Raw genomic sequence first — 19,398 nt, forward strand, 5'->3', positions numbered from 1 at the left:
GCGGGAGCCCGACATGTTCCGTCCCAAACTGTTGTTCACCAGCCTTGCCGCACTCGCCCTGGGCGCCTGCTCGCCCCAAGACCCACAAGCGGTCACGTCGTCGGCTATCGCCAAGTCGGTGATCCTGCCGACCTACACCCGCTGGGTTGAAGCCGACCGTCAATTGGCGGTCAGCGCCCTCGCCTACTGCGAAGGCAAGGAAACCCTGGAAACCGCTCGTGCCGATTTCCTGCACGCGCAAAAAGCCTGGGCCGAACTGCAACCGCTGCTGATCGGGCCATTAGCCGAAGGCAACCGTTCGTGGCAAGTACAGTTCTGGCCGGACAAGAAAAACCTGGTCGGTCGTCAGGTCGAACAACTGGTTACCGCCCAGCCGCAAATCGATGCCGCCGCCCTGGCCAAGTCCAGCGTTGTGGTACAGGGTCTTTCGGCCTACGAATACATTCTGTTCGACAGCAAGCCTGACGTGGCCAACGCTGAGCAGAAGGCCAGATACTGCCCGTTGCTGGTCGCCATCGGTGAGCGCCAGAAACAGTTGGCCGAAGACATTCTGCAAACCTGGAACAACACCGACGGCATGCTCGCGCAAATGAGCAAATTCCCGAACCAGCGCTACGCGGACTCCCACGAAGCGATCGCCGATCTGCTGCGTGTGCAAGTCACGGCCATCGACACCCTGAAGAAAAAACTCGGCACGCCGATGGGCCGCCAGACCAAGGGTGTGCCGCAACCGTTCCAGGCCGATGCATGGCGTAGCCAGTCGTCCCTGACCAGCCTCGAAGCCAGCCTCGCGGCTGCCAAGACAGTCTGGGAAGGTGTGGATAACAAAGGCCTGCGCAGCCTGTTGCCGAGCGAGCAGAAACCGTTGGCCGACAAGATCGATGCCGCCTATGCCGCCTCGCTGAAACTGTTCGCCAGCAACCAGCGCTCGCTGACCGAAATGCTCGGTGACGACGCCGGCCGCCAGCAACTCAACGATCTGTATGACAGCCTCAACGTCGTCCATCGCCTGCACGAGGCCGATCTGGCCAAGGCGCTGGGCATCCAACTGGGCTTCAATGCCAACGACGGTGACTGATGAGGGCAAGTTCCATGCTGCGACGCCAGGTTCTGACCTTAGGTAGTTTGTTGCTGGGTGCGGTGACGCTGGGCGGCTGGAAGCTGTTCAAGCAAAAGGACCAGAGTCCGTTGTTGCTGTCGGCACGGGACGATACCGATGGCCGGCATTACGCCGTCGGTTATCGCCTGGATGGCACCCAGGTGTTCGCCACCCGGGTCGGCCAGCGTTGCCACGACATCGTCAACCACCCGACACTGCCGATTGCACTGTTCGTCGCTCGCCGTCCGGGCACCGAGAGCTACCTGATCGACCTGCGCGACGGCGTGCTCCTGCAAACCGTGGTGTCACGGCCAAACCGGCACTTCTACGGACACGCGGTCATTCACCACAGCGGTGACTGGCTGTACGCCACCGAAAACGACACCAGCGATCCGGGTCGCGGCCTGCTCGGCGTGTACAAATTCGAGGGTGAACGGCTGGTGCACAGCGGTGAGATTTCCACCCACGGCCTCGGTCCCCATCAGGTGTCGTGGATGCCCGATGGCGAAACCCTGGTGGTGGCCAACGGCGGGATTCGCACCGAGGCCGAAAGCCGGGTGGAGATGAACCTCAACGCTATGGAACCGAGCCTGGTCCTGATGCAACGTGACGGCACCCTGCTGAGCAAGGAAACCCTCGCCCAGCAGATGAACAGCGTGCGCCATCTGGCCATCGCCAGCGACGGCACCATCGTCGCCAGCCAGCAGTTCATGGGCGCGGCCCACGAGTCGTCGGAGTTGCTGGCGATCAAGCGGCCCGGTCAGCCCTTCGTCGCGTTCCCGGTGCCCGAGCACCAGTTACAGGCCATGGGGCACTACACCGCCAGCGTCGCGGTACACAGCGACTTGCGCCTGGTGGCGTTGACTGCGCCGCGGGGCAACCGCTTTTTCATCTGGGACCTGGACAGCGGTGAAGTACGCCTGGATGCGCCTCTGCCCGATTGCGCCGGGGTCGGCGCCGTGGCCGATGGTTTTGTCGTGACCTCGGGTCAGGGTCGCTGCCGCTACTACGACTGTCGCCAGACAAACCTTGTTGCAAAACCGCTGGAGCTACCCGCCGGGCTCTGGGACAACCATCTGCATCTGATGGCGTAAATCATTGAAAAGATCGCCGCCTTGGGCCGCACCTGCGAGATGACGAACATCCCGCAGGCGCGGCCCAAGGCGGCGAATCTTTTCAGGCTTTCACCCCTCTAATACCTCACAACATGTAAAAACGGCAGTTGGATTACCCTCTACACTCCCGGTAATGTGCCCCGCTGTCTCACCTGATTCTCTCCAAGGAACTGGATATGCTGCGTCGCCGCATGCTGATCATGTTGGGTGTCGTTCTACTGATTGTGCTGGTCTTGGCCGCGTACAAAGCCTTCTCGATCTACACGATGGTTCAAGGCTACTCTGCGCCCAGACCGGCCATCAGCGTTGCCGTGGCCACCGCCACCGAGCGCCCATGGCAAGCCCGCCTGCCTAGCGTTGGCACGCTCAAGGCATTGCAAGGCGTGGACCTGAGCCTGGAGACCGATGGCACCGTCATCGATTTGCAGTTCGAGTCAGGGCAAAAGGTCAAGGCCGGTCAACCACTCCTGCGCCTCGACAGCGCCGTGGAAAGTGCCCTGCTGGAAACTGCTCTGGCCGACCTCGGGCTGGCACAGCTCGATTACGGTCGCGGTAGCCAACTGGTCGGCAGCCAGGCGATTTCCAAAGGCGAGTTCGACCGGCTTTCGGCGGTGCTGAAAAAGAGCAAGGCCACGGTCAATCAACTCAAGGCTGCGCTCGGCAAAAAAAGCATCGTCGCGCCCTTCAGCGGCACCATCGGCATTCGTCAGGTAGACGTTGGCGACTATCTTGCCAGCGGCACCATGATCGCCACCCTGCAAGACCTCAGTAGCCTGTATGTCGACTTTTTCGTGCCCGAGCAGTCGGTGCCGAAGATTGCTCTCGGCCAGCCCGTGCAGGTCATTGTCGCGGCGTATCCGACCCAGGAGTACCCCGGCACCATCAGTGCAATCAACCCCAAAGTCGAGAACAGCACCCGTAACGTGCAGGTCCGCGCCGCCCTGGCCAACCCCGATGGCAAGTTGATGCCAGGCATGTTCGCCAGCCTCCAGGTGCTCCTGCCCGACCCGCAACCGCGCATCGTGGTACCGGAAAGCGCGATTACCTACACGCTCTACGGCAACTCGGTGTATGTGGCCGTACCAAAGAAGGCCGAAGATGGCAGCCCGGAAAAGGACGACAAGGGCCAGCCGGTGCTGATCGCCGAACGGCGTTTTGTCGAAACCGGCGAACGCCGCGATGGGCAAGTGATGATCACCAAAGGCGTGCAGAGCGGCGAGAAAGTGGTGACCGCCGGCCAGCTCAAACTGGACAACGGCGCACACATTGCCATCAGCGACGACAAGACGCTGGCCGAGCGGAACAGCCCGCCACGCGCGGACTGATCAAGGAATCCCCATGGCTTTTACCGATCCGTTCATCCGCCGCCCGGTTCTCGCAACCGTGGTCAGCCTGCTGATTGTGCTGCTGGGCTTCCAGGCCTGGGGCAAGCTGCCCCTGCGCCAGTATCCGCAAATGGAAAACGCCCTGATCACGGTGACCACCGCCTACCCCGGGGCCAACGCCGAGACCATCCAGGGCTACATCACCCAACCGATGCAGCAAAGCCTGGCCAGCGCCGAGGGCATCGACTACATGACCTCGGTGAGTCGCCAGAACTTTTCGGTGATCTCGATCTACGCGCGCGTCGGCTCCAACAGCGACCGTCTGTTTACCGAACTGCTGGCCAAGGCCAACGAGGTCAAGAGCCAGCTGCCCCAGGACGCTGAAGACCCGGTGCTGAGCAAACAATCTGCCGATGCGTCAGTGCTGATGTACATGAGCTTTTTCAGCAAGGAATTGAGCAACCCGCAGATTACCGATTACCTGTCGCGGGTGATCCAGCCGAAACTGGCGACCTTGCCCGGCATGGCCGAAGCTGAGATCCTCGGCAACCAGGTCTTTGCCATGCGCCTCTGGCTGGACCCGATGAAGCTCTCTGGTTTCGGCCTCAGTGCCAGCGATGTGACCAACGCGGTGCGCCAGTACAACTTCCTCTCGGCCGCCGGCGAGGTGAAAGGCGAATACGTGGTCACCAGCATCAACGCCAATACCGAACTCAAGTCCGCCGAAGCCTTCGGGGCGATTGCGCTCAAGGTCGATGGCGACAGCCGTGTGTTGCTGCGCGATGTGGCGCGTGTGGAAATGGGTGCGGAAAACTACGACACCATCAGCTCGTTCGGTGGCACCCCTTCGGTGTACATCGGCATCAAGGCGACGCCCGGTGCCAACCCGCTGGAAGTGATCAAGGAAGTGCGCAAGATCATGCCAGACCTGGAGGCCCAGCTACCGCCGAACCTCAAGGGTGAGATCGCCTACGACGCCACCCTGTTCATCCAGGCCTCGATCGACGAAGTGGTGAAAACCCTGTTCGAAGCGGTGCTGATCGTGATCGTGGTGGTGTTCCTGTTCCTCGGCGCCCTGCGTTCGGTGGTGATCCCGGTGGTGACCATCCCGCTGTCGATGATCGGCGTCATGTTCTTCATGCAGATGATGGGGTACTCCATCAACCTGCTCACCCTGCTGGCAATGGTATTGGCCATCGGCCTGGTGGTGGACGACGCCATCGTGGTGGTGGAAAACATTCATCGCCACATCGAGGAAGGCAAGACACCGCTCGACGCCGCCATTGAAGGCGCCCGGGAAATCGCCATGCCGGTGGTCTCGATGACCATCACCCTGGCCGCGGTATATGCACCGATCGGCTTCCTGACCGGCCTGACCGGGGCGTTGTTCAAGGAGTTCGCCCTGACCCTGGCCGGCGCGGTGGTGATTTCCGGTATCGTCGCCCTGACCCTGTCGCCGATGATGTGTGCGTTTCTGCTGCGCCACGACGAGAACCCCAGTGGCCTGGCCCATCGCCTGGACATGATTTTCGAAAGACTCAAGCGCCGCTACCAGAGCCTGCTTCACGGCACCCTAAACACCCGGCCGGTGGTGCTGGTGTTCGCCGTGATCGTGTTGTGCCTGATTCCGGTCTTTCTCAAATTCACCAAATCGGAACTGGCGCCGGATGAGGACCAGGGCATCATTTTCATGATAGCCAACGCCCCGCAACCGACCAACCTCGACTACCTGAACACCTACACCGACGAGTTCATCTCGATCTTCAAGGCGTTTCCGGAGTACTACTCGTCCTTCCAGATCAACGGTTTCAACGGCGTGCAATCGGGCATCGGCGGTTTCCTGCTCAAGCCGTGGAACGAGCGCAGTCGCACGCAAATGGCGATCCTGCCCAAGGTGCAGGCCAAACTGGAAAAGATCACGGGGTTGCAGATTTTCGGCTTCAACCTGCCGTCCCTGCCGGGCACCGGCGAAGGTGTGCCGTTCCAGTTCGTCATCAACTCCGCCAACGATTACGAGTTGCTGCTGCAGGTGGCCGACCGGGTAAAAAAACGGGCGAAGGAATCCGGCAAGTTTGCGTTTGTCCACGTTGACCTGGCCTTCGACAAGCCGGAAGTGGTGGTGGATATCGACCGCGCCAAGGCCGCGCAGATGGGGGTTTCCATGCAGGATCTGGGGGGAACCCTGGCGACCCTGCTGGGTGAAGCCGAGATCAACCGTTTCACCATTGAAGGTCGCAGCTACAAAGTCATTGCCCAGGTCGAACGGCCGTTCCGTGACAATCCGGACTGGCTGAACAATTACTACGTGAAAAACACCAAGGGCGAGCTGTTGGCATTGTCGACCCTGATCACCATCACCGACCGTGCTCGACCGCGACAACTGAACCAGTTCCAGCAACTCAACTCGGCCATCCTGTCCGGAGTACCGCTGGTGAGCATGGGGGAAGCCATCGACCTCGTGCGCCAGATCGCCCGGGAAGAGGCACCCGCCGGCTTTGCCTTCGACTACGCCGGAGCATCGAGGCAGTACGTTCAGGAAGGCAGTGCCCTATGGGTCACCTTTGCCTTGGCACTGGCGATCATTTTCCTGGTGCTGGCGGCCCAGTTCGAAAGCTTCCGCGACCCGCTGGTGATCCTGGTCACCGTGCCCCTGTCCATCTGCGGCGCATTGATTCCGCTGTTCCTGGGTTGGTCGAGCATGAACATCTACACCCAGGTCGGGTTGGTGACGTTGATCGGGCTGATCAGCAAGCACGGCATTCTGATCGTCCAGTTCGCCAACCAGCTACGCAAGGACAAGGGCCTGACGGCACGGGAAGCGGTAGAGGAAGCGGCGGCCATCCGGCTGCGACCGGTCTTGATGACCACCGCGGCGATGGTGTTCGGCATGGTGCCATTGATCATCGCCACCGGTGCTGGCGCAGTCAGCCGGTTCGACATCGGCACGGTCATCGCGACGGGCATGTCGATCGGCACGTTGTTCACCCTGTTTGTGTTGCCCTGCATCTACACGTTGCTGGCCAAACCCGATCAACCCTGACACAGATGAACTTGTAGGAGCGAGCTTGCTCCGGGCGGCGTTCCGACGATGGACTCAAGAGCGCCGCGTTTGGCCAGTAAATACGCGCTATCGTTAACGACCATCGCGAGCAAGCTCGCTCCTACACTGCACGCAAAAAAAAGGCCTCGCATCAGCGAGGCCTTTCATTTGGGCTTCAATCGGTTCAATTTTGCGGCCTCAATCCTTGAGAAAGTCCGAACATGAACAACAACAGATCATGATCGGGTCGAGTGGCCACGGATGCCTTTGCAACCCGTGGCAATGGACAATGTTCTTCTGCGCTTATCGAGCTGAGAACCCGGGGGCGCGGTTGCTCCCAGGTTGCCATCGCGATTGATGCAACTGCCAAGGCTCCTACCAGAAACAAACCTCGTGCAATTTCGAGTTTCATCGCTATAAACCCTTGATGGCGCTGCCAAACGCCGTCTCATAAAAATAGACCAGCTTTTTCCAGTCTGCCGCGCTGAACGACGAGTGGCGACGCAACTGCTTCAAGTCATGGACAGCTGCACGATTGGCGGTCAAACGCCGTCGGCATTTCTCCAGATCGATCAGGGCCACTTCGACCTTGGCCGTCTCGCCCTCACCGGTCACGCGAACGAATACGTGCTTGTCGTAAAGGCAACCGTGCTGCCAGCGGCCCTTGTGCATGCGAGCCAGGTTTTCAGCCAGGTCCTTGAGCACTCGGTCGTTTATGGCTTCACCATGACGCTCGCGACCGCCACCGGCGTACCAGCGATCGATTTCCTCGAAGCCGTCCAGCGACTTGGTGAGCAGCAAGGCACGCCACTTGTGCACAGGGTCGCGCTGTGCGCCGCAGAAAACGATTTCCGGAACCCGTACACCAAGCGCGGTCACACCGATGAGCGCAGCATGCTCGCGCAGTACCGTAGGCCGCCCGAAGGGGTGCTGCCAGCTACGATGGATATGCCCGGTCTGGCGCTTGACGTAGAGCAGCTGACCATCACTGCCCATCAGGCGTTGAACGCCGCTTTCCCCGCCGCGACGGACGTTGGGTTCCTCCACCCATTCACCGCGCTGATTCCAAAAGTAATCGAAGCGGTCCTGGGGAGCGACTTCCGTTTCTGCTGCACACTGCACTGCCATCCTGTTACCTCTTGCGTAATACGTAAACTCGCCACATCGCATAGAGCGGCAAAAAGTCCAGTTGTTCCTGGATGCGGAATCCCGCCTGCTCAAATTCCTTTTCTACGGTAGCGGCCGGTAACACAAACCGGTTTTGGTAACCTTCCTGCCCACGGGTTTTCTCCGAACGCTTGCGTTTCCAGGCCTTGAAGTTGCCATCGACCCATAGCGAAAGGATCACGCTGTCACGGGAAACTCGCTCGAATTCGCGCAAGATAGCCATGCGATGCTCGGCTTCACCGATGTGGTGGAGCAAGCGCATGCAAAAAATGCTGTCGACGGCGTTGTCCGGCAAGGCGATGTCGAATGCAGACGTGTGCAAGGGTTGTACCCGTTTCACCACGTCGGCAGGTTGCGCCTGGGTTGCGATCTTCAGCATGGACTGCGAGTTATCGGCACCGATGATCACGCGGTTGGATTTTTCCGCCAGCAAGGGCCAGAAACGCCCTGCACCACACGGCAAATCGAGAACCAGGCCAGGCTCGCCAACCAGGGCCAGCGCCTTGCGCGCCAGTTGTTCGTCACGCCAATGGGACAATCGACGGCCGAGACCTTCCTGGTGTTTGTGCAGATAACGTTGCGCGTGTTGATCGTCGTACTTTTCGGAGAAATCGAGCTTGATCGGGCCGTCCATCATCAGGGCTCCTGAACTTCTGATAGCAACCACCTTAGGTTTCGTGGTGTCGTTGACAGGTGATCCATTTGTGAAAAGTTCGTAATGGGAAACCTGGAAGTATTACAGAGCTTTACAGAATTGATAGGGTTTACTGGACGCCCGACTCAACTGTTCAAATTCGCGACAACTCCACCTGAAAACGGCAGCCATTGGGCTCCATGGTTGTCAGGCTGACGCTCCAGCCCTGGTTTTCACAGATCCGCTGCACCAGTGAAAGCCCCAGGCCCAAGCCTTCCCCACGCTTTTCAGTGCCCCGGACGAAGGGTTCGAACATCGCCTCGCGTTTTTCCTCGGGAATGCCCACGCCACTGTCTTCGACCAGAAAGCCCGTACCCGTCAGGGTCAGGCGGATGAAGCCCTGCTCGGTGTAATGCAAGGCATTGCGCAGCAAGTTACCCATCACCGCGTGCAAGAACGTCGCATTGTAGCCCTTGGCCTCGGGGTTGCCCGGTTCGAAGATCAGCTCCAACCCTTTGCTTTCGATAGGTTCACGCCACAGACCGAGCAGGCCTTCGGCCACCTGGCTAAGAGACTGTTGCGGCGACATGCTGGCGTCTTCGCGTTGGGCACGTGCCAGCATCAGGAAGGTTTGCACCAGCTCACGCATTTCTTCACACGCTCGGGCAATGCGCTCGACCTGAGCGCGACCGCGCTGATCGATACCGGGGTTTTCCAGCAACAACTCGCAGGAACTGGCCAATATCATCAGGGGCGTACGCAATTCGTGGCTGACGTCGCTGGTGAACAACCGCTCGCGGGTCAAGGCCTGACGCAAGCGCCCGAGGGTGGCGTCGAAGGCCACGGCCAGTTCGCCCACTTCGTCAGCGGCATAGTCCGGAGCCAACGGAGGAGCCAAACCCAGCAGTTGATCACGATGGCGTACCTGGCGGGCCAACCGTACCACCGGCGCCATGACCTTGCGTGCCAGGACCCAGCCGAGAAACACCGCCAGCACCAGGCTCAGTACGAAACCCACCAGCGCCACGGCAAACAGCACCCGCTCACGCTCTTCGAAGTCGCTCTGGTCCTGCAACAGCACGTAACGTCGGCCGTCGACGATTTCGACCATGGCGTGGTACGACAGGTTTTCACGGAACACTTCATGGAAACCCGGCTCCAGGTGCCGCAAATCCTTGGGCAATCTGAAATCGCCTGGCCCGCTGCTGAAGTAGAACAATTGGTCCGGTTCGGGACGATGGCGCCAGTCCGTGACACTGTCCATCAGCAACAGGCGCTGCAAATCGCCACCCAGACCTGCCGAAATCAGTTTTTCTTCCACCAGGTGCACGGTCGCCACAATGCCCATGGCAAAGGCACCCGCCACCAGTGCGCTCATCAGCGCAAAGGCAATGATGATTCGTTGAGAAAGGCTCTGCTTAAACTCCATCACGCCCCTCGGCCAAGCGATACCCCACACCGTGCACGGTTTGCAGCAATGGCTTGGCGAACGGTTTGTCGATCACCTGGCGCAGTTGGTGGACATGGCTGCGCAGGCTGTCGCTGTCCGGGCAGTCGTCGCCCCACAGGGCTTCTTCAAGAATTTCACGGCGCAATACATGCGGGCTTTTCTGCATCAACACGGCCAGCAGCTTCAGGCCGACCGGGTTGAGTTTCAGCAACCGGCCTTCGCGAGTGACTTCCAGGGTGTCGAGGTCATAGCTCAGGTCGCCGACCTGCAAGGTCCGCCGTCCGCCGCCCTGGGTACGGCGCATGACCGCTTCGATACGCGCCGCCAGCTCAGACAGGGCGAACGGTTTGATCAGGTAGTCATCGGCGCCGGACTTGAAGCCTTGCAGGCGGTCATCCAGTTGATCGCGGGCCGTGAGCATGATCACCGGCGTTTCGCGGCGGGCATCTTCGCGCAGGCGCTTGCACAGGGTGTAGCCATCAATGCCGGGTAGCATGATATCGAGCACGATCAAATCGTAATGCTCGGTGGCCGCCAGATGCAGACCCGACAGACCGTCCTGCGCGCAATCCACGGTATAGCCTTTGAGCCCCAGGTAATCGGCCAGGTTGGCCAGGATATCGCGGTTGTCTTCAACCAATAGAATTCGCATGGGTATCTCTCCGTCCACAGTAACGGCCGTCATGGCCCGCGCAGCTTAAGGCCAAGTGTGGCCCACGGCTAGGGGAAGGCTGTGCATGGATCAATTCACTCAACCAACAGGTATGATTGACGAGTTTTTCACTATCGATTCACACGCTCCCTACAGCGGGCGGTGAAGACTGTCACGCGATTGATAATAAGGAATATAGAAAATGGACTATTTGAAGACGGCACCCATGCGCTTTTTGCTGCTGGTGACCGGCTCCTGGCTGGCAATTTTTTTTCTGACTCGAACAGTCCTGCTCCTCACTCATCTGAATGAGGCCGGTAGCGGCTTCCTGTCGGTGTTTGGTATCGGCCTGCTTTACGACATGGGTTTTATCGCTTACGCAGCGCTGCCCATGGGCCTCTACCTGTTGCTGTGTCCGCCGGCCTTGTGGCGCACTCGTGGCCATCGCTGGTTTCTTCAGGGTCTGCTGACCGTCAGTCTGTTCGCGATGCTGTTCACCTCGGTGGCCGAGTGGCTGTTCTGGGATGAATTCGGCGTGCGCTTCAACTTCATCGCCGTCGACTACCTGGTGTATTCCGACGAAGTACTGAACAACCTGCTGGAGTCATACCCGATCGGCACGCTGCTGAGCATTCTCGCCGTGCTGGCCGTGGTCCTGAGTCTTGCATTGCGCAAATTCTTCAACGCCGCACTTGATGCGCCATTGCCGCCCCTACGCGGCCGCTTACTGAATGCTCTCGGTTTGTTGATCGTCGCCGGCCTGAGCATGCAGTTGCTCAGCCAGGATGCCCCGCGCGCCCAGGGCGGCAATGCCTATCAGAACGAACTGGCGAGCAATGGTCCCTACCAGTTCTTCGCCGCGTTCCGTAACAACGAACTGGACTACCCGCAGTTCTACAAAACGCTGCCGGAGGCAGTCGTTGCCCAGCAGATTCGCGCCGAACTGGCAGAACCCAATGCCCGCTTCGTTGGCCAGGACCCGCAGGACATCCGTCGGCAAATCGATAACCCGGGCACACCGCGCAAGCCCAACATCGTACTGGTCACCATTGAAAGCTTCAGCGCCAAGTACATGGGCAGCAACGGTGACACCCGTAACCTGACCCCCTACCTTGATGCCTTGCGCAAGCAGAGCCTGTATTTCAATAACTTCTACGCCACCGGCACCCGCACCGACCGAGGCCTGGAAGCCATCACCCTGGCGATTCCGCCGACACCGGGTCGCTCGATCGTCAAGCGCGTGGGTCGTGAAAGCGGCTTTGCCAGCCTTGGCCAGCAACTCAATGCCGTGGGCTACGACAGCGTGTTTGTTTACGGCGGCCGCGGTTACTTCGACAACATGAATGCGTTCTTCAGTGGCAATGGTTATCGCGTTGTAGACCAGAGCAGCGTCGAGGAGTCGGAGATTCACTTCAAGAATGCCTGGGGCATGGCAGACGAGGATCTCTACAACCAGACCCTGAAACTGGCCGATGCCGACTATGCCAGGCAGCAGCCATTCCTGCTGCAGCTGATGACGACGTCCAACCATCGCCCTTACACCTATCCGGACAACCGGATCGACATCAAGTCCGGCAACGGCCGTGACGGCGCGGTGAAATACACCGACTACGCCATCGGTCAGTTTCTCGATCAGGCGCGTCAAAAACCCTGGTTTGACAATACAATCTTCGTCTTTGTCGCCGACCACACCGCAGGCAGCGCCGGTAAGGAAGACTTGCCTATCGCCAACTATCAGATTCCGCTGTTCATCTACGCGCCCAAGTTGATCGAAGCTCGGGAAACGGCACAGCTGGCCAGCCAGATCGATCTGGCGCCAACGCTGCTGGGCTTGCTCAATCTGGATTATGAATCGACGTTCTTTGGCCGTAACCTGTTGCAGGACAACCCGCTGCCGCCACGCGTGGTGGTTGGTAACTACCAGCACCTGGGGTTGTTTGACGGCAAGGACCTGGCAATTTTGAGCCCACGCCAGGGATTGCGTCGTCACGATGACGCACTGACCGAAAGCCGCGAGTCCCGGTCGACCGCCGATGACCCGCTGATTACCCGCGCCATCACCTATTACCAAACCGCCAGTTATGGCTTCAAGCAACAGCTGCTTGGCTGGAAGGCGCCCAAGGAGGGTGCCGGTCAAGTCGGCGAACGTTAACCGAATCGCCCCGGGCTGATGCCCCGGGGCTTTTTCCTTTGTTCAGGATCCACCATGTCATCAACCGCTGTCCGCCCTGCCCCTCGCCCACTCAACTTCTGGGTGTGCCTGGGGGTTCCCGCCGTTGCGGCGATCATTCTGGTGTTGCTCGAACTGACCTCACTGGACATGGACCTTGCCAAGCTGTTCTACGACCCGGTCGCGGGTGACTTCATCGGACGGCACAGTTACTTCCTGGAAAACATCCTGCATACCCGCGCCAAGCAGGTCGTCATTGCATTTTCGGTGTTCGCCATCCTCGGCTACATCGCTTCGTTCTTCATGGCCAAACTCAAGCCGTACAAGCGCGAACTGGGTTGTCTGGTGCTGTCCCTGGGCCTGGCGACTTCCTTTGTCACGCCCATGAAAGCGGTGACCGCGGTGCAATGCCCCTGGAGCCTTGAGCAATTCGGCGGTCACGAGACGTACAGCGAATTGCTGAGCCCTCGCCCGCACACCGAAAAACCGGGACGTTGCTGGCCCGGCGGCCATGCGGCCACCGGTTTCACCCTGTTTGCCCTGTTTTTCGTATTGCGTGACCGTCGCCCGCGCATGGCTCGCGCAGCGTTTGTCTTCGCCTTCGCCCTCGGCTCGGTGTTTTCCATCGGGCGGATGATGCAGGGCGCGCACTTCTTCTCGCACAACGTGTGGACGGCAGTGTTCTGCTGGCTGATTTGTCTGGGGTCGTATTACTACGTTCTGTATCGGCCTGCACTCAAGACTGAGCACGAGACAAAGGCTGAACCGGTCAGCGCCTGACCTGACGCTATCGCGAGCAAGCTCGCTCCCACATTGGATCGATGTGACCACTGAAATCCGGGCGATAAAAAACCCCGCCTGCTTTCGCAGGCGGGGTTTTTTCGTACAGGGGTAAGGCTGGCTTACATCATGCCGCCCATGCCACCCATGCCGCCCATGTCTGGCATACCGCCACCAGCACCGCCGTCTTTCTTCGGTGCATCAGCTACCGCGGCTTCGGTGGTCAGGATCAGACCGCCGATCGACGATGCAGCTTGCAACGCGGAACGGGTGACCTTGGTCGGATCCAGGATACCCATTTCGATCATGTCGCCGTATTCGCCAGTCGCAGCGTTGTAACCGAAGTTACCTTTGCCGTTCTTGACTTCGTTGACCACAACGCTCGGCTCGTCACCGCTGTTGGCAGCGATCTGACGCAGCGGTGCTTCGATGGCACGACGCAGTACGGCGATACCCACGTCCTGGTCGGCGTTGTCGCCTTTCAGGTCGAGGATTGCTTCCAGAGCGCGGATCAGCGCAACGCCACCGCCAGGTACCACGCCTTCTTCAACGGCTGCACGGGTTGCGTGCAGGGCGTCTTCAACGCGGGCTTTTTTCTCTTTCATTTCTACTTCGGAACCAGCGCCAACCTTGATCACTGCAACGCCGCCGGACAGCTTGGCCAGACGCTCTTGCAGTTTTTCACGGTCGTAGTCCGAGGAAGTTTCGGCAACCTGAGCACGGATCTGAGCAATGCGGGACTCGATGTCGCCTGCTACGCCAGCACCGTCAACGATGATGGTGTTTTCCTTGGAGATGGTCACGCGCTTGGCGCTGCCCAGGTTTTCCAGGGTGGCTGCTTCCAGGCTCAGGCCGATCTCTTCGGAGATAACGGTACCGCCGGTCAGAACGGCGATGTCCTGCAGCATGGCCTTGCGGCGGTCGCCGAAGCCTGGAGCCTTGACGGCTGCGACTTTAACGATGCCACGCATGTTGTTCACGACCAGAGTCGCCAGGGCTTCGCCTTCAACGTCTTCGGAAACGATCAGCAGCGGACGGCCGGCTTTGGCAACGGCTTCCAGCACTGGCAGCATTTCGCGGATGTTCGAGATCTTTTTGTCGACCAGCAGAACCAGCGGGTTGTCCAGCTCGGCAACCATGGTTTCCGGCTTGTTGACGAAGTACGGGGACAGGTAGCCACGGTCGAACTGCATGCCTTCTACAACCGACAGTTCGTTTTCCAGGCCAGTGCCTTCTTCAACGGTGATCACGCCTTCTTTACCGACTTTTTCCATGGCTTCGGCAATGATGTCGCCGATGGAGTTGTCGGAGTTGGCCGAGATGGTGCCAACCTGAGCGATGGCCTTGGTGTCAGCGCATGGCTTGGACAGGTTTTTCAGCTCTTTGACGATGGCGATGGTCGCCTTGTCGATGCCGCGCTTCAGATCCATCGGGTTCATGCCGGCAGCGACGGCTTTCAGGCCTTCGTTGACGATCGACTGAGCCAGAACGGTAGCGGTGGTAGTACCGTCACCAGCGTCATCGTTGGCACGGGAGGCAACGTCTTTGACCAGCTGCGCGCCCATGTTTTCGAAACGGTCTTCCAGTTCGATTTCTTTGGCGACGGAAACGCCGTCCTTGGTGATGGTCGGAGCGCCGAAGCTCTTCTCGATGATCACGTTACGGCCTTTCGGGCCCAGGGTCGCTTTTACTGCGTCAGCCAGGACGTTGACGCCTTTGAGCATTTTCTTGCGGGCGGAATCGCCAAACAGAACTTCTTTAGCAGCCATGATCGATATTCCTTAAATACTTTGTAGTAGCGGAAAATGAACGGGGGTATCAGCCTTCGATAACAGCGAGGATTTCGTTCTCGCTCATTACCAGCAGGTCTTCGCCGTCGACTTTCACAGTGTTGCTGCCGGAGTAAGGACCGAACACAACCTTATCGCCCACTTTCACGGCCAGTGCGCGCACTTCACCGTTGTCCAGTACGCGGCCGGTGCCTACAGCGAGGATTTCGCCGCTGTTGGCTTTTTCAGCAGCCGAACCTGGCAGGACGATACCGCCAGCGGTTTTCTTTTCTTCTTCGCTGCGACGGATGACGACGCGGTCATGCAGAGGACGAAGCTTCATTGTCGATCTCTCCTAATTGTGGTTTTCATCGGCCGGTGTAGTCCCGGCGGGTTTAACAAAGTCCGGCGGTGCCGGGTGCGGTTCGTCAAGCGAACCGCGGAAGTCTGTCTGGCGTGTTCGCCAGAAACCTTGCGGTGACCGTTACATAAGGGCGCATAAGCTTATTACAAGGGCGAGGATCGAAAAAATTTCAGTTCGCTGCCCCACAAACGAACACGGCACCCGAAGGTGCCGTGTCGATGTGCGCATTACTTGGTATCGCGGTGTTCGAACTCGCCTTCGATCACGTTGGGCTCGCGGCCCAGCGGCTCGCGAGGTGCCGGGCCGCCACGGGTCTGGAGGTCATCGGCGAACGCTCGCTGACGCATGGCCTGCTCTTCGGCGCGCTGGCGCATTTTACCCGCCAGCAGGCGACGACTGAACGGCAGCAGCATGAACAGGCCGATCACATCGCTGATGAAACCGGGAAGAATCAACAGGCCGCCGGCCAATGCCAGCATCAGGCCTTCGAGCATGGTCTGGGCCGGCAGCTCGCCGCGGTTCAGGCTCTCACGGGCACGCAGGGCCGTGGCCAGGCCGGCGACGCGCAGCACGAACACACCGAACATCGAGCCGAGAATGATCAGCAGCAGGGCCGGGAAAAACCCGATCGACCCTGCCACCTTGACGAATACGAACAGCTCTAACACCGGGAACAGCAGAAAGAGCAACAAAAAAGGGCGCATCAAATGATTCCTCAACGCAAGAATGCCTTGCCAGTTCACCTTAGATGACGTCGCCGTTTCGTGAATTCAAGCATCGGCCACTTCATTTTTCGGCCAATGCTCGGCGTGGGCCAGAGAAACCAAGGCTTCGCGGACTTGTGTCGGCGTATTACAAGGCGCTTGAAACGGCAACCAGTACAGGCTCTGGCCAATGCGCAGATGCATGCCTTCGCTGTCGATACCGGCCATTTGCGCCGGTACGTTTTTCGGCAGTCCGGCCAGCTCGACGTAATGGGCAATGGCCTTGGCGTGGTCGGCGTTCATGTGCTCGACCATGCTCACTTCGGCCTTGCCGGCGAACGGGTTGGCCAGGGTCAGGTCGTTGACCCAATGAATGGCGCCAAAACCGCCGATGTAACGGTGGCGTACAGGCTTGAGCACCCAGAAATCGAAATCGTGGGCCTGGTGATAACCCTGCGACTCCGGGAAGTAGCGGTAGTAACGCTCGGAGGCGGCTTCGATGGCGGTTTCGTCTTCGAGCTGCTGCGCCTCAGCCAGGTAAGTCAGTCGACCAACGGCCTGGACATCTTCGGCGCCACGTTCGCCGACAAAGAGCGAGCACTTCGGATCTTTCTGCAGATTATGAGTGTGCTGGGCGATGCGGCTGATCAGGATCAGCGGCCGGCCCAGCTCGTCCAGGCAGTACGGAACCACGGAGCCGAACGGAAAACCGGGCATCGATTTGGAGTGCGTCGAGAGCACCCCACGGTATTCCTTGAGGAGCAATTCTCGTGCATGCTTAGCCGCTTCAACGCTCAATTTATGACTCCTTAAATAGAATCCGTCACAAAAACGGACGAGCTGCTGGTGAAAGTCCCAGCACGCCATCGGGACAGTTCTCATGTGCAGCCGGGCCACGTCAGGCGCAGATCGAGAGGCTCTCTACAAGGAAACACTCAGACCTGCTACCGGGGGCATGCGAATGCAACTCACTGACAAAGTAATCATTATCACGGGCGGTTGCCAGGGTTTAGGCCGCTCCATGGCCGAGTATTTCGCAGGCCTTGGCGCGAGACTCGCGCTGGTGGACCTGAACCAGGAAAAACTCGACGACGCCGTCGCGGCCTGCAAGGCCCAAGGTGTCGAGGCCCGCGCCTACCTGTGCAACGTGGCCAACGAAGAGCAAGTGACCCACATGGTCGCCCAGGTCGCTGAAGACTTCGGCGCGATCCATGGCTTGATCAACAACGCAGGGATCCTGCGCGACGGTCTGTTGCTCAAGGTCAAGGATGGCGAAATGACCAAGATGAGCCTGGCCCAGTGGCAGGCGGTCATCGACGTCAACCTGACCGGCGTGTTCCTGTGCACCCGTGAAGTCGCGGCGAAGATGGTCGAGCTGAACAACAGCGGCGCGATCATCAATATCTCGTCGATTTCCCGCGCCGGCAACGTCGGCCAGACCAACTACTCGGCGGCCAAGGCCGGTGTTGCGGCGGCGACCGTGACCTGGGCCAGGGAACTGGCGCGCTACGGCATTCGCGTCGCCGGCATTGCACCGGGCTTCATCGAAACCGAAATGACTCTGGGGATGAAACCTGAAGCGCTGGAGAAAATGACCACCGGTATTCCGCTCAAGCGTATGGGCAAACCTGAGGAAATCGCCCATTCGGCGGCTTACATCTTCGAGAACGACTATTACACCGGTCGGATTCTGGAGATGGATGGTGGGTTGCGGATCTAAAGCAAGATCAAAAGATCGCAGCCTGCGGCAGCTCCTACATGGAATTGATGTTCACCCTGTAGGAGCTGCCGCAGGCTGCGATCTTTTAACAGGCGACCGGGATCAATCGTCGCTGACGCTGATGTTCGGCATCGCCGGTGTCAACGCTTCCTGCAATACGATCCGTGCACCGACATGGCGAGCCAGTTCCTGGTAGACCATGGCGATCTGGCTGTCAGGCTCGGCGATCACCGTTGGCTTGCCGCCATCGGCCTGCTCGCGGATGACCATCGACAGCGGCAACGAGGCCAGCAGTTCGACGCCATACTGGTTGGCCAGTTTCACGCCACCGCCCTCACCGAACAGATGCTCGGCATGTCCGCAATTGGAGCAGATGTGCACGGCCATGTTTTCCACCACGCCCAGCACCGGAATGTTGACCTTGCGGAACATTTCCACGCCCTTGCGCGCGTCCAGCAATGCCAGGTCCTGCGGAGTGGTAACGATGACCGCACCGGCCACAGGCACTTTCTGCGCCAGGGTCAGCTGGATGTCACCGGTGCCTGGCGGCATGTCGATGACCAGGTAGTCCAGGTCGCCCCACGCAGTCTGCGTCACCAATTGCAGCAAGGCGCCGGAGACCATCGGACCACGCCAGACCATCGGTGTGTTGTCATCGGTGAGGAAGGCCATGGACATGACCTCGACACCATGGGACTTGAGCGGCACGAACCACTTCTGGTCCTTGACCTCTGGACGGGTGCGCTCAGGGATGCCGAACATGATGCCTTGGCTCGGACCGTAGATGTCCGCGTCGAGAATCCCGACCTTGGCGCCTTCGCGGGCCAGTGCCAACGCAAGGTTGGCCGCGGTGGTGGATTTACCCACGCCGCCCTTGCCGGACGCGACAGCCACCACGTTCTTGACGTTGGCCAGGCCCGGAATCTGTGCCTGAGCCTTGTGTGCGGCAATCACGCTGGTGATGTCGACCTTGGCACTGGCTACGCCATCCAGCCCCTGAATAGCCATTTCCAGCATTTGTGCCCAACCACTCTTGAACAGGCCGGCGGCGTATCCCAATTCAAGCTGAACGCTAACGCGGTCACCCTGGATCTCGATGTTGCGCACGCACCCGGCGCTGACCGGGTCCTGGTTCAGGTATGGGTCGGTGTATTGGCGAAGGACGGCTTCCACCGCTGCGCGATTGACGGCGCTCATGGGCAACTCCGAAAACAGGACTGGAAAAGATAACGGGTATCGTACCTGTTCTGATCGTTTGGCGGGATGCTCAAAAGATCGCAGCCTGCGGCAGCTCCTACAGATGTACGCCGATTCCCTGTAGGAGCTGCCGCAGGCTGCGATCTTTTCTGTCCGCACATCCAATGAAACAGGCTCACAAGGTGAAAAATATGCGCCAGCGCTTTATAGTG

General features: G+C 59.5%; 17 protein-coding genes. 7 read left to right on the top strand and 10 right to left on the bottom strand.

Translation table 11 applies throughout. The annotated features are described in order from the left end of the window. Window positions 1–13: 13 nt before the first annotated feature. The 4 genes from AC1DXW_RS13465 to AC1DXW_RS13480 all read left to right on the top strand — a co-directional run bounded on the left by AC1DXW_RS13465 (window position 14) and on the right by AC1DXW_RS13480 (window position 6,579). Window positions 14–1,078, top strand: a complete 1,065-nt coding sequence (locus AC1DXW_RS13465; protein ID WP_477760087.1) for an imelysin family protein — start codon at window positions 14–16, stop codon at window positions 1,076–1,078. A gap of 14 nt (window positions 1,079–1,092) precedes the next feature. Then, on the top strand, window positions 1,093–2,193 hold the full coding sequence (locus AC1DXW_RS13470; protein ID WP_477752680.1) for a DUF1513 domain-containing protein: 1,101 nt from the start codon (window positions 1,093–1,095) through the stop codon (window positions 2,191–2,193). A gap of 197 nt (window positions 2,194–2,390) precedes the next feature. Further along, window positions 2,391–3,539, top strand: coding sequence for an efflux RND transporter periplasmic adaptor subunit (locus AC1DXW_RS13475; protein ID WP_477752681.1), 1,149 nt, complete (start codon window positions 2,391–2,393; stop codon window positions 3,537–3,539). A gap of 13 nt (window positions 3,540–3,552) precedes the next feature. Then, on the top strand, window positions 3,553–6,579 hold the full coding sequence (locus tag AC1DXW_RS13480; protein WP_477752682.1) for a multidrug efflux RND transporter permease subunit: 3,027 nt from the start codon (window positions 3,553–3,555) through the stop codon (window positions 6,577–6,579). Window positions 6,580–6,763: 184 nt separating this feature from the next. Here the strand turns inward: AC1DXW_RS13480 and AC1DXW_RS13485 are convergent, their stop codons facing one another. The 5 genes from AC1DXW_RS13485 to colR all read right to left on the bottom strand — a co-directional run bounded on the left by AC1DXW_RS13485 (window position 6,764) and on the right by colR (window position 10,482). After that, entirely contained in the window at window positions 6,764–6,991 is a 228-nt protein-coding gene (locus AC1DXW_RS13485) for a hypothetical protein (RefSeq protein ID WP_477752683.1), read from the bottom strand. A 2-nt stretch (window positions 6,992–6,993) separates the two neighbouring features. Continuing rightward, on the bottom strand, window positions 6,994–7,707 hold the full coding sequence (locus AC1DXW_RS13490; protein WP_477752684.1) for a lipopolysaccharide kinase InaA family protein: 714 nt from the start codon (window positions 7,705–7,707) through the stop codon (window positions 6,994–6,996). A gap of 4 nt (window positions 7,708–7,711) precedes the next feature. Further along, window positions 7,712–8,380, bottom strand: a complete 669-nt coding sequence (locus AC1DXW_RS13495) for a class I SAM-dependent methyltransferase (RefSeq protein WP_477752704.1) — start codon at window positions 8,378–8,380, stop codon at window positions 7,712–7,714. A gap of 154 nt (window positions 8,381–8,534) precedes the next feature. Next, complete coding sequence (locus tag AC1DXW_RS13500) at window positions 8,535–9,809, bottom strand: sensor histidine kinase (protein ID WP_477752685.1); 1,275 nt, start codon at window positions 9,807–9,809, stop codon at window positions 8,535–8,537. Beyond that, entirely contained in the window at window positions 9,799–10,482 is a 684-nt protein-coding gene (gene colR / locus AC1DXW_RS13505) for a two-component system response regulator ColR (RefSeq protein ID WP_007985839.1), read from the bottom strand. Before colR ends, AC1DXW_RS13500 begins: the two co-directional genes overlap by 11 nt. A gap of 202 nt (window positions 10,483–10,684) precedes the next feature. Between colR and AC1DXW_RS13510 the strand changes: the two genes are divergently transcribed. Beyond that, window positions 10,685–12,634, top strand: a complete 1,950-nt coding sequence (locus tag AC1DXW_RS13510) for an LTA synthase family protein (protein ID WP_477752686.1) — start codon at window positions 10,685–10,687, stop codon at window positions 12,632–12,634. A gap of 54 nt (window positions 12,635–12,688) precedes the next feature. Continuing rightward, window positions 12,689–13,432, top strand: coding sequence for a phosphatase PAP2 family protein (locus tag AC1DXW_RS13515; RefSeq protein WP_477752687.1), 744 nt, complete (start codon window positions 12,689–12,691; stop codon window positions 13,430–13,432). 122 nt (window positions 13,433–13,554) lie between these two features. On the opposite strand, the gene groL is transcribed toward AC1DXW_RS13515, so the two are convergent. From groL to AC1DXW_RS13535, 4 genes are all read right to left on the bottom strand, one after another. Next, a complete protein-coding gene (gene groL / locus AC1DXW_RS13520) occupies window positions 13,555–15,201 on the bottom strand; it encodes a chaperonin GroEL (RefSeq protein ID WP_150728305.1) in 1,647 nt (548 codons plus the stop codon). 49 nt (window positions 15,202–15,250) lie between these two features. Beyond that, window positions 15,251–15,544 carry a co-chaperone GroES gene (locus tag AC1DXW_RS13525; RefSeq protein ID WP_047532658.1) on the bottom strand — a complete coding sequence of 98 codons (294 nt, stop codon included), beginning with the start codon at window positions 15,542–15,544 and terminating at the stop codon, window positions 15,251–15,253. A gap of 248 nt (window positions 15,545–15,792) precedes the next feature. Next, window positions 15,793–16,269 carry an FxsA family protein gene (locus AC1DXW_RS13530; protein ID WP_477752688.1) on the bottom strand — a complete coding sequence of 159 codons (477 nt, stop codon included), beginning with the start codon at window positions 16,267–16,269 and terminating at the stop codon, window positions 15,793–15,795. Between the two features lie 66 nt (window positions 16,270–16,335). Continuing rightward, the gene (locus tag AC1DXW_RS13535; RefSeq protein ID WP_477752689.1) at window positions 16,336–17,067 is read right to left on the bottom strand and encodes a HugZ family pyridoxamine 5'-phosphate oxidase; all 732 of its coding nucleotides are present in this window, start codon (window positions 17,065–17,067) and stop codon (window positions 16,336–16,338) included. Between the two features lie 163 nt (window positions 17,068–17,230). Here AC1DXW_RS13535 and AC1DXW_RS13540 point away from each other — a divergent pair, with 163 nt between their 5' ends. Beyond that, on the top strand, window positions 17,231–17,989 hold the full coding sequence (locus AC1DXW_RS13540; protein WP_477752690.1) for an SDR family oxidoreductase: 759 nt from the start codon (window positions 17,231–17,233) through the stop codon (window positions 17,987–17,989). 102 nt (window positions 17,990–18,091) lie between these two features. Here AC1DXW_RS13540 and apbC read toward each other — a convergent pair whose 3' ends face one another. Then, window positions 18,092–19,186 carry an iron-sulfur cluster carrier protein ApbC gene (gene apbC, locus AC1DXW_RS13545; protein ID WP_477752691.1) on the bottom strand — a complete coding sequence of 365 codons (1,095 nt, stop codon included), beginning with the start codon at window positions 19,184–19,186 and terminating at the stop codon, window positions 18,092–18,094. Between the last annotated feature and the right edge of the window lie 212 nt (window positions 19,187–19,398).

The organism is Pseudomonas sp. P4_C4 (assembly GCF_056402055.1).

Coding starts and splice junctions, on each gene's coding strand:
- AC1DXW_RS13500 (WP_477752685.1), bottom strand. CDS start 9,809: ATGGAGTTTAAGCAGAGCCTTTCTCAACGAATCATCATTGCCTTTGCG.
- AC1DXW_RS13475 (WP_477752681.1), top strand. CDS start 2,391: ATGCTGCGTCGCCGCATGCTGATCATGTTGGGTGTCGTTCTACTGATT.
- apbC (WP_477752691.1), bottom strand. CDS start 19,186: ATGAGCGCCGTCAATCGCGCAGCGGTGGAAGCCGTCCTTCGCCAATAC.
- AC1DXW_RS13470 (WP_477752680.1), top strand. CDS start 1,093: ATGCTGCGACGCCAGGTTCTGACCTTAGGTAGTTTGTTGCTGGGTGCG.
- AC1DXW_RS13485 (WP_477752683.1), bottom strand. CDS start 6,991: ATGAAACTCGAAATTGCACGAGGTTTGTTTCTGGTAGGAGCCTTGGCA.
- groL (WP_150728305.1), bottom strand. CDS start 15,201: ATGGCTGCTAAAGAAGTTCTGTTTGGCGATTCCGCCCGCAAGAAAATG.
- colR (WP_007985839.1), bottom strand. CDS start 10,482: ATGCGAATTCTATTGGTTGAAGACAACCGCGATATCCTGGCCAACCTG.
- AC1DXW_RS13540 (WP_477752690.1), top strand. CDS start 17,231: ATGCAACTCACTGACAAAGTAATCATTATCACGGGCGGTTGCCAGGGT.
- AC1DXW_RS13465 (WP_477760087.1), top strand. CDS start 14: ATGTTCCGTCCCAAACTGTTGTTCACCAGCCTTGCCGCACTCGCCCTG.
- AC1DXW_RS13495 (WP_477752704.1), bottom strand. CDS start 8,380: ATGGACGGCCCGATCAAGCTCGATTTCTCCGAAAAGTACGACGATCAA.
- AC1DXW_RS13490 (WP_477752684.1), bottom strand. CDS start 7,707: ATGGCAGTGCAGTGTGCAGCAGAAACGGAAGTCGCTCCCCAGGACCGC.
- AC1DXW_RS13525 (WP_047532658.1), bottom strand. CDS start 15,544: ATGAAGCTTCGTCCTCTGCATGACCGCGTCGTCATCCGTCGCAGCGAA.
- AC1DXW_RS13510 (WP_477752686.1), top strand. CDS start 10,685: ATGGACTATTTGAAGACGGCACCCATGCGCTTTTTGCTGCTGGTGACC.
- AC1DXW_RS13480 (WP_477752682.1), top strand. CDS start 3,553: ATGGCTTTTACCGATCCGTTCATCCGCCGCCCGGTTCTCGCAACCGTG.
- AC1DXW_RS13530 (WP_477752688.1), bottom strand. CDS start 16,269: ATGCGCCCTTTTTTGTTGCTCTTTCTGCTGTTCCCGGTGTTAGAGCTG.
- AC1DXW_RS13515 (WP_477752687.1), top strand. CDS start 12,689: ATGTCATCAACCGCTGTCCGCCCTGCCCCTCGCCCACTCAACTTCTGG.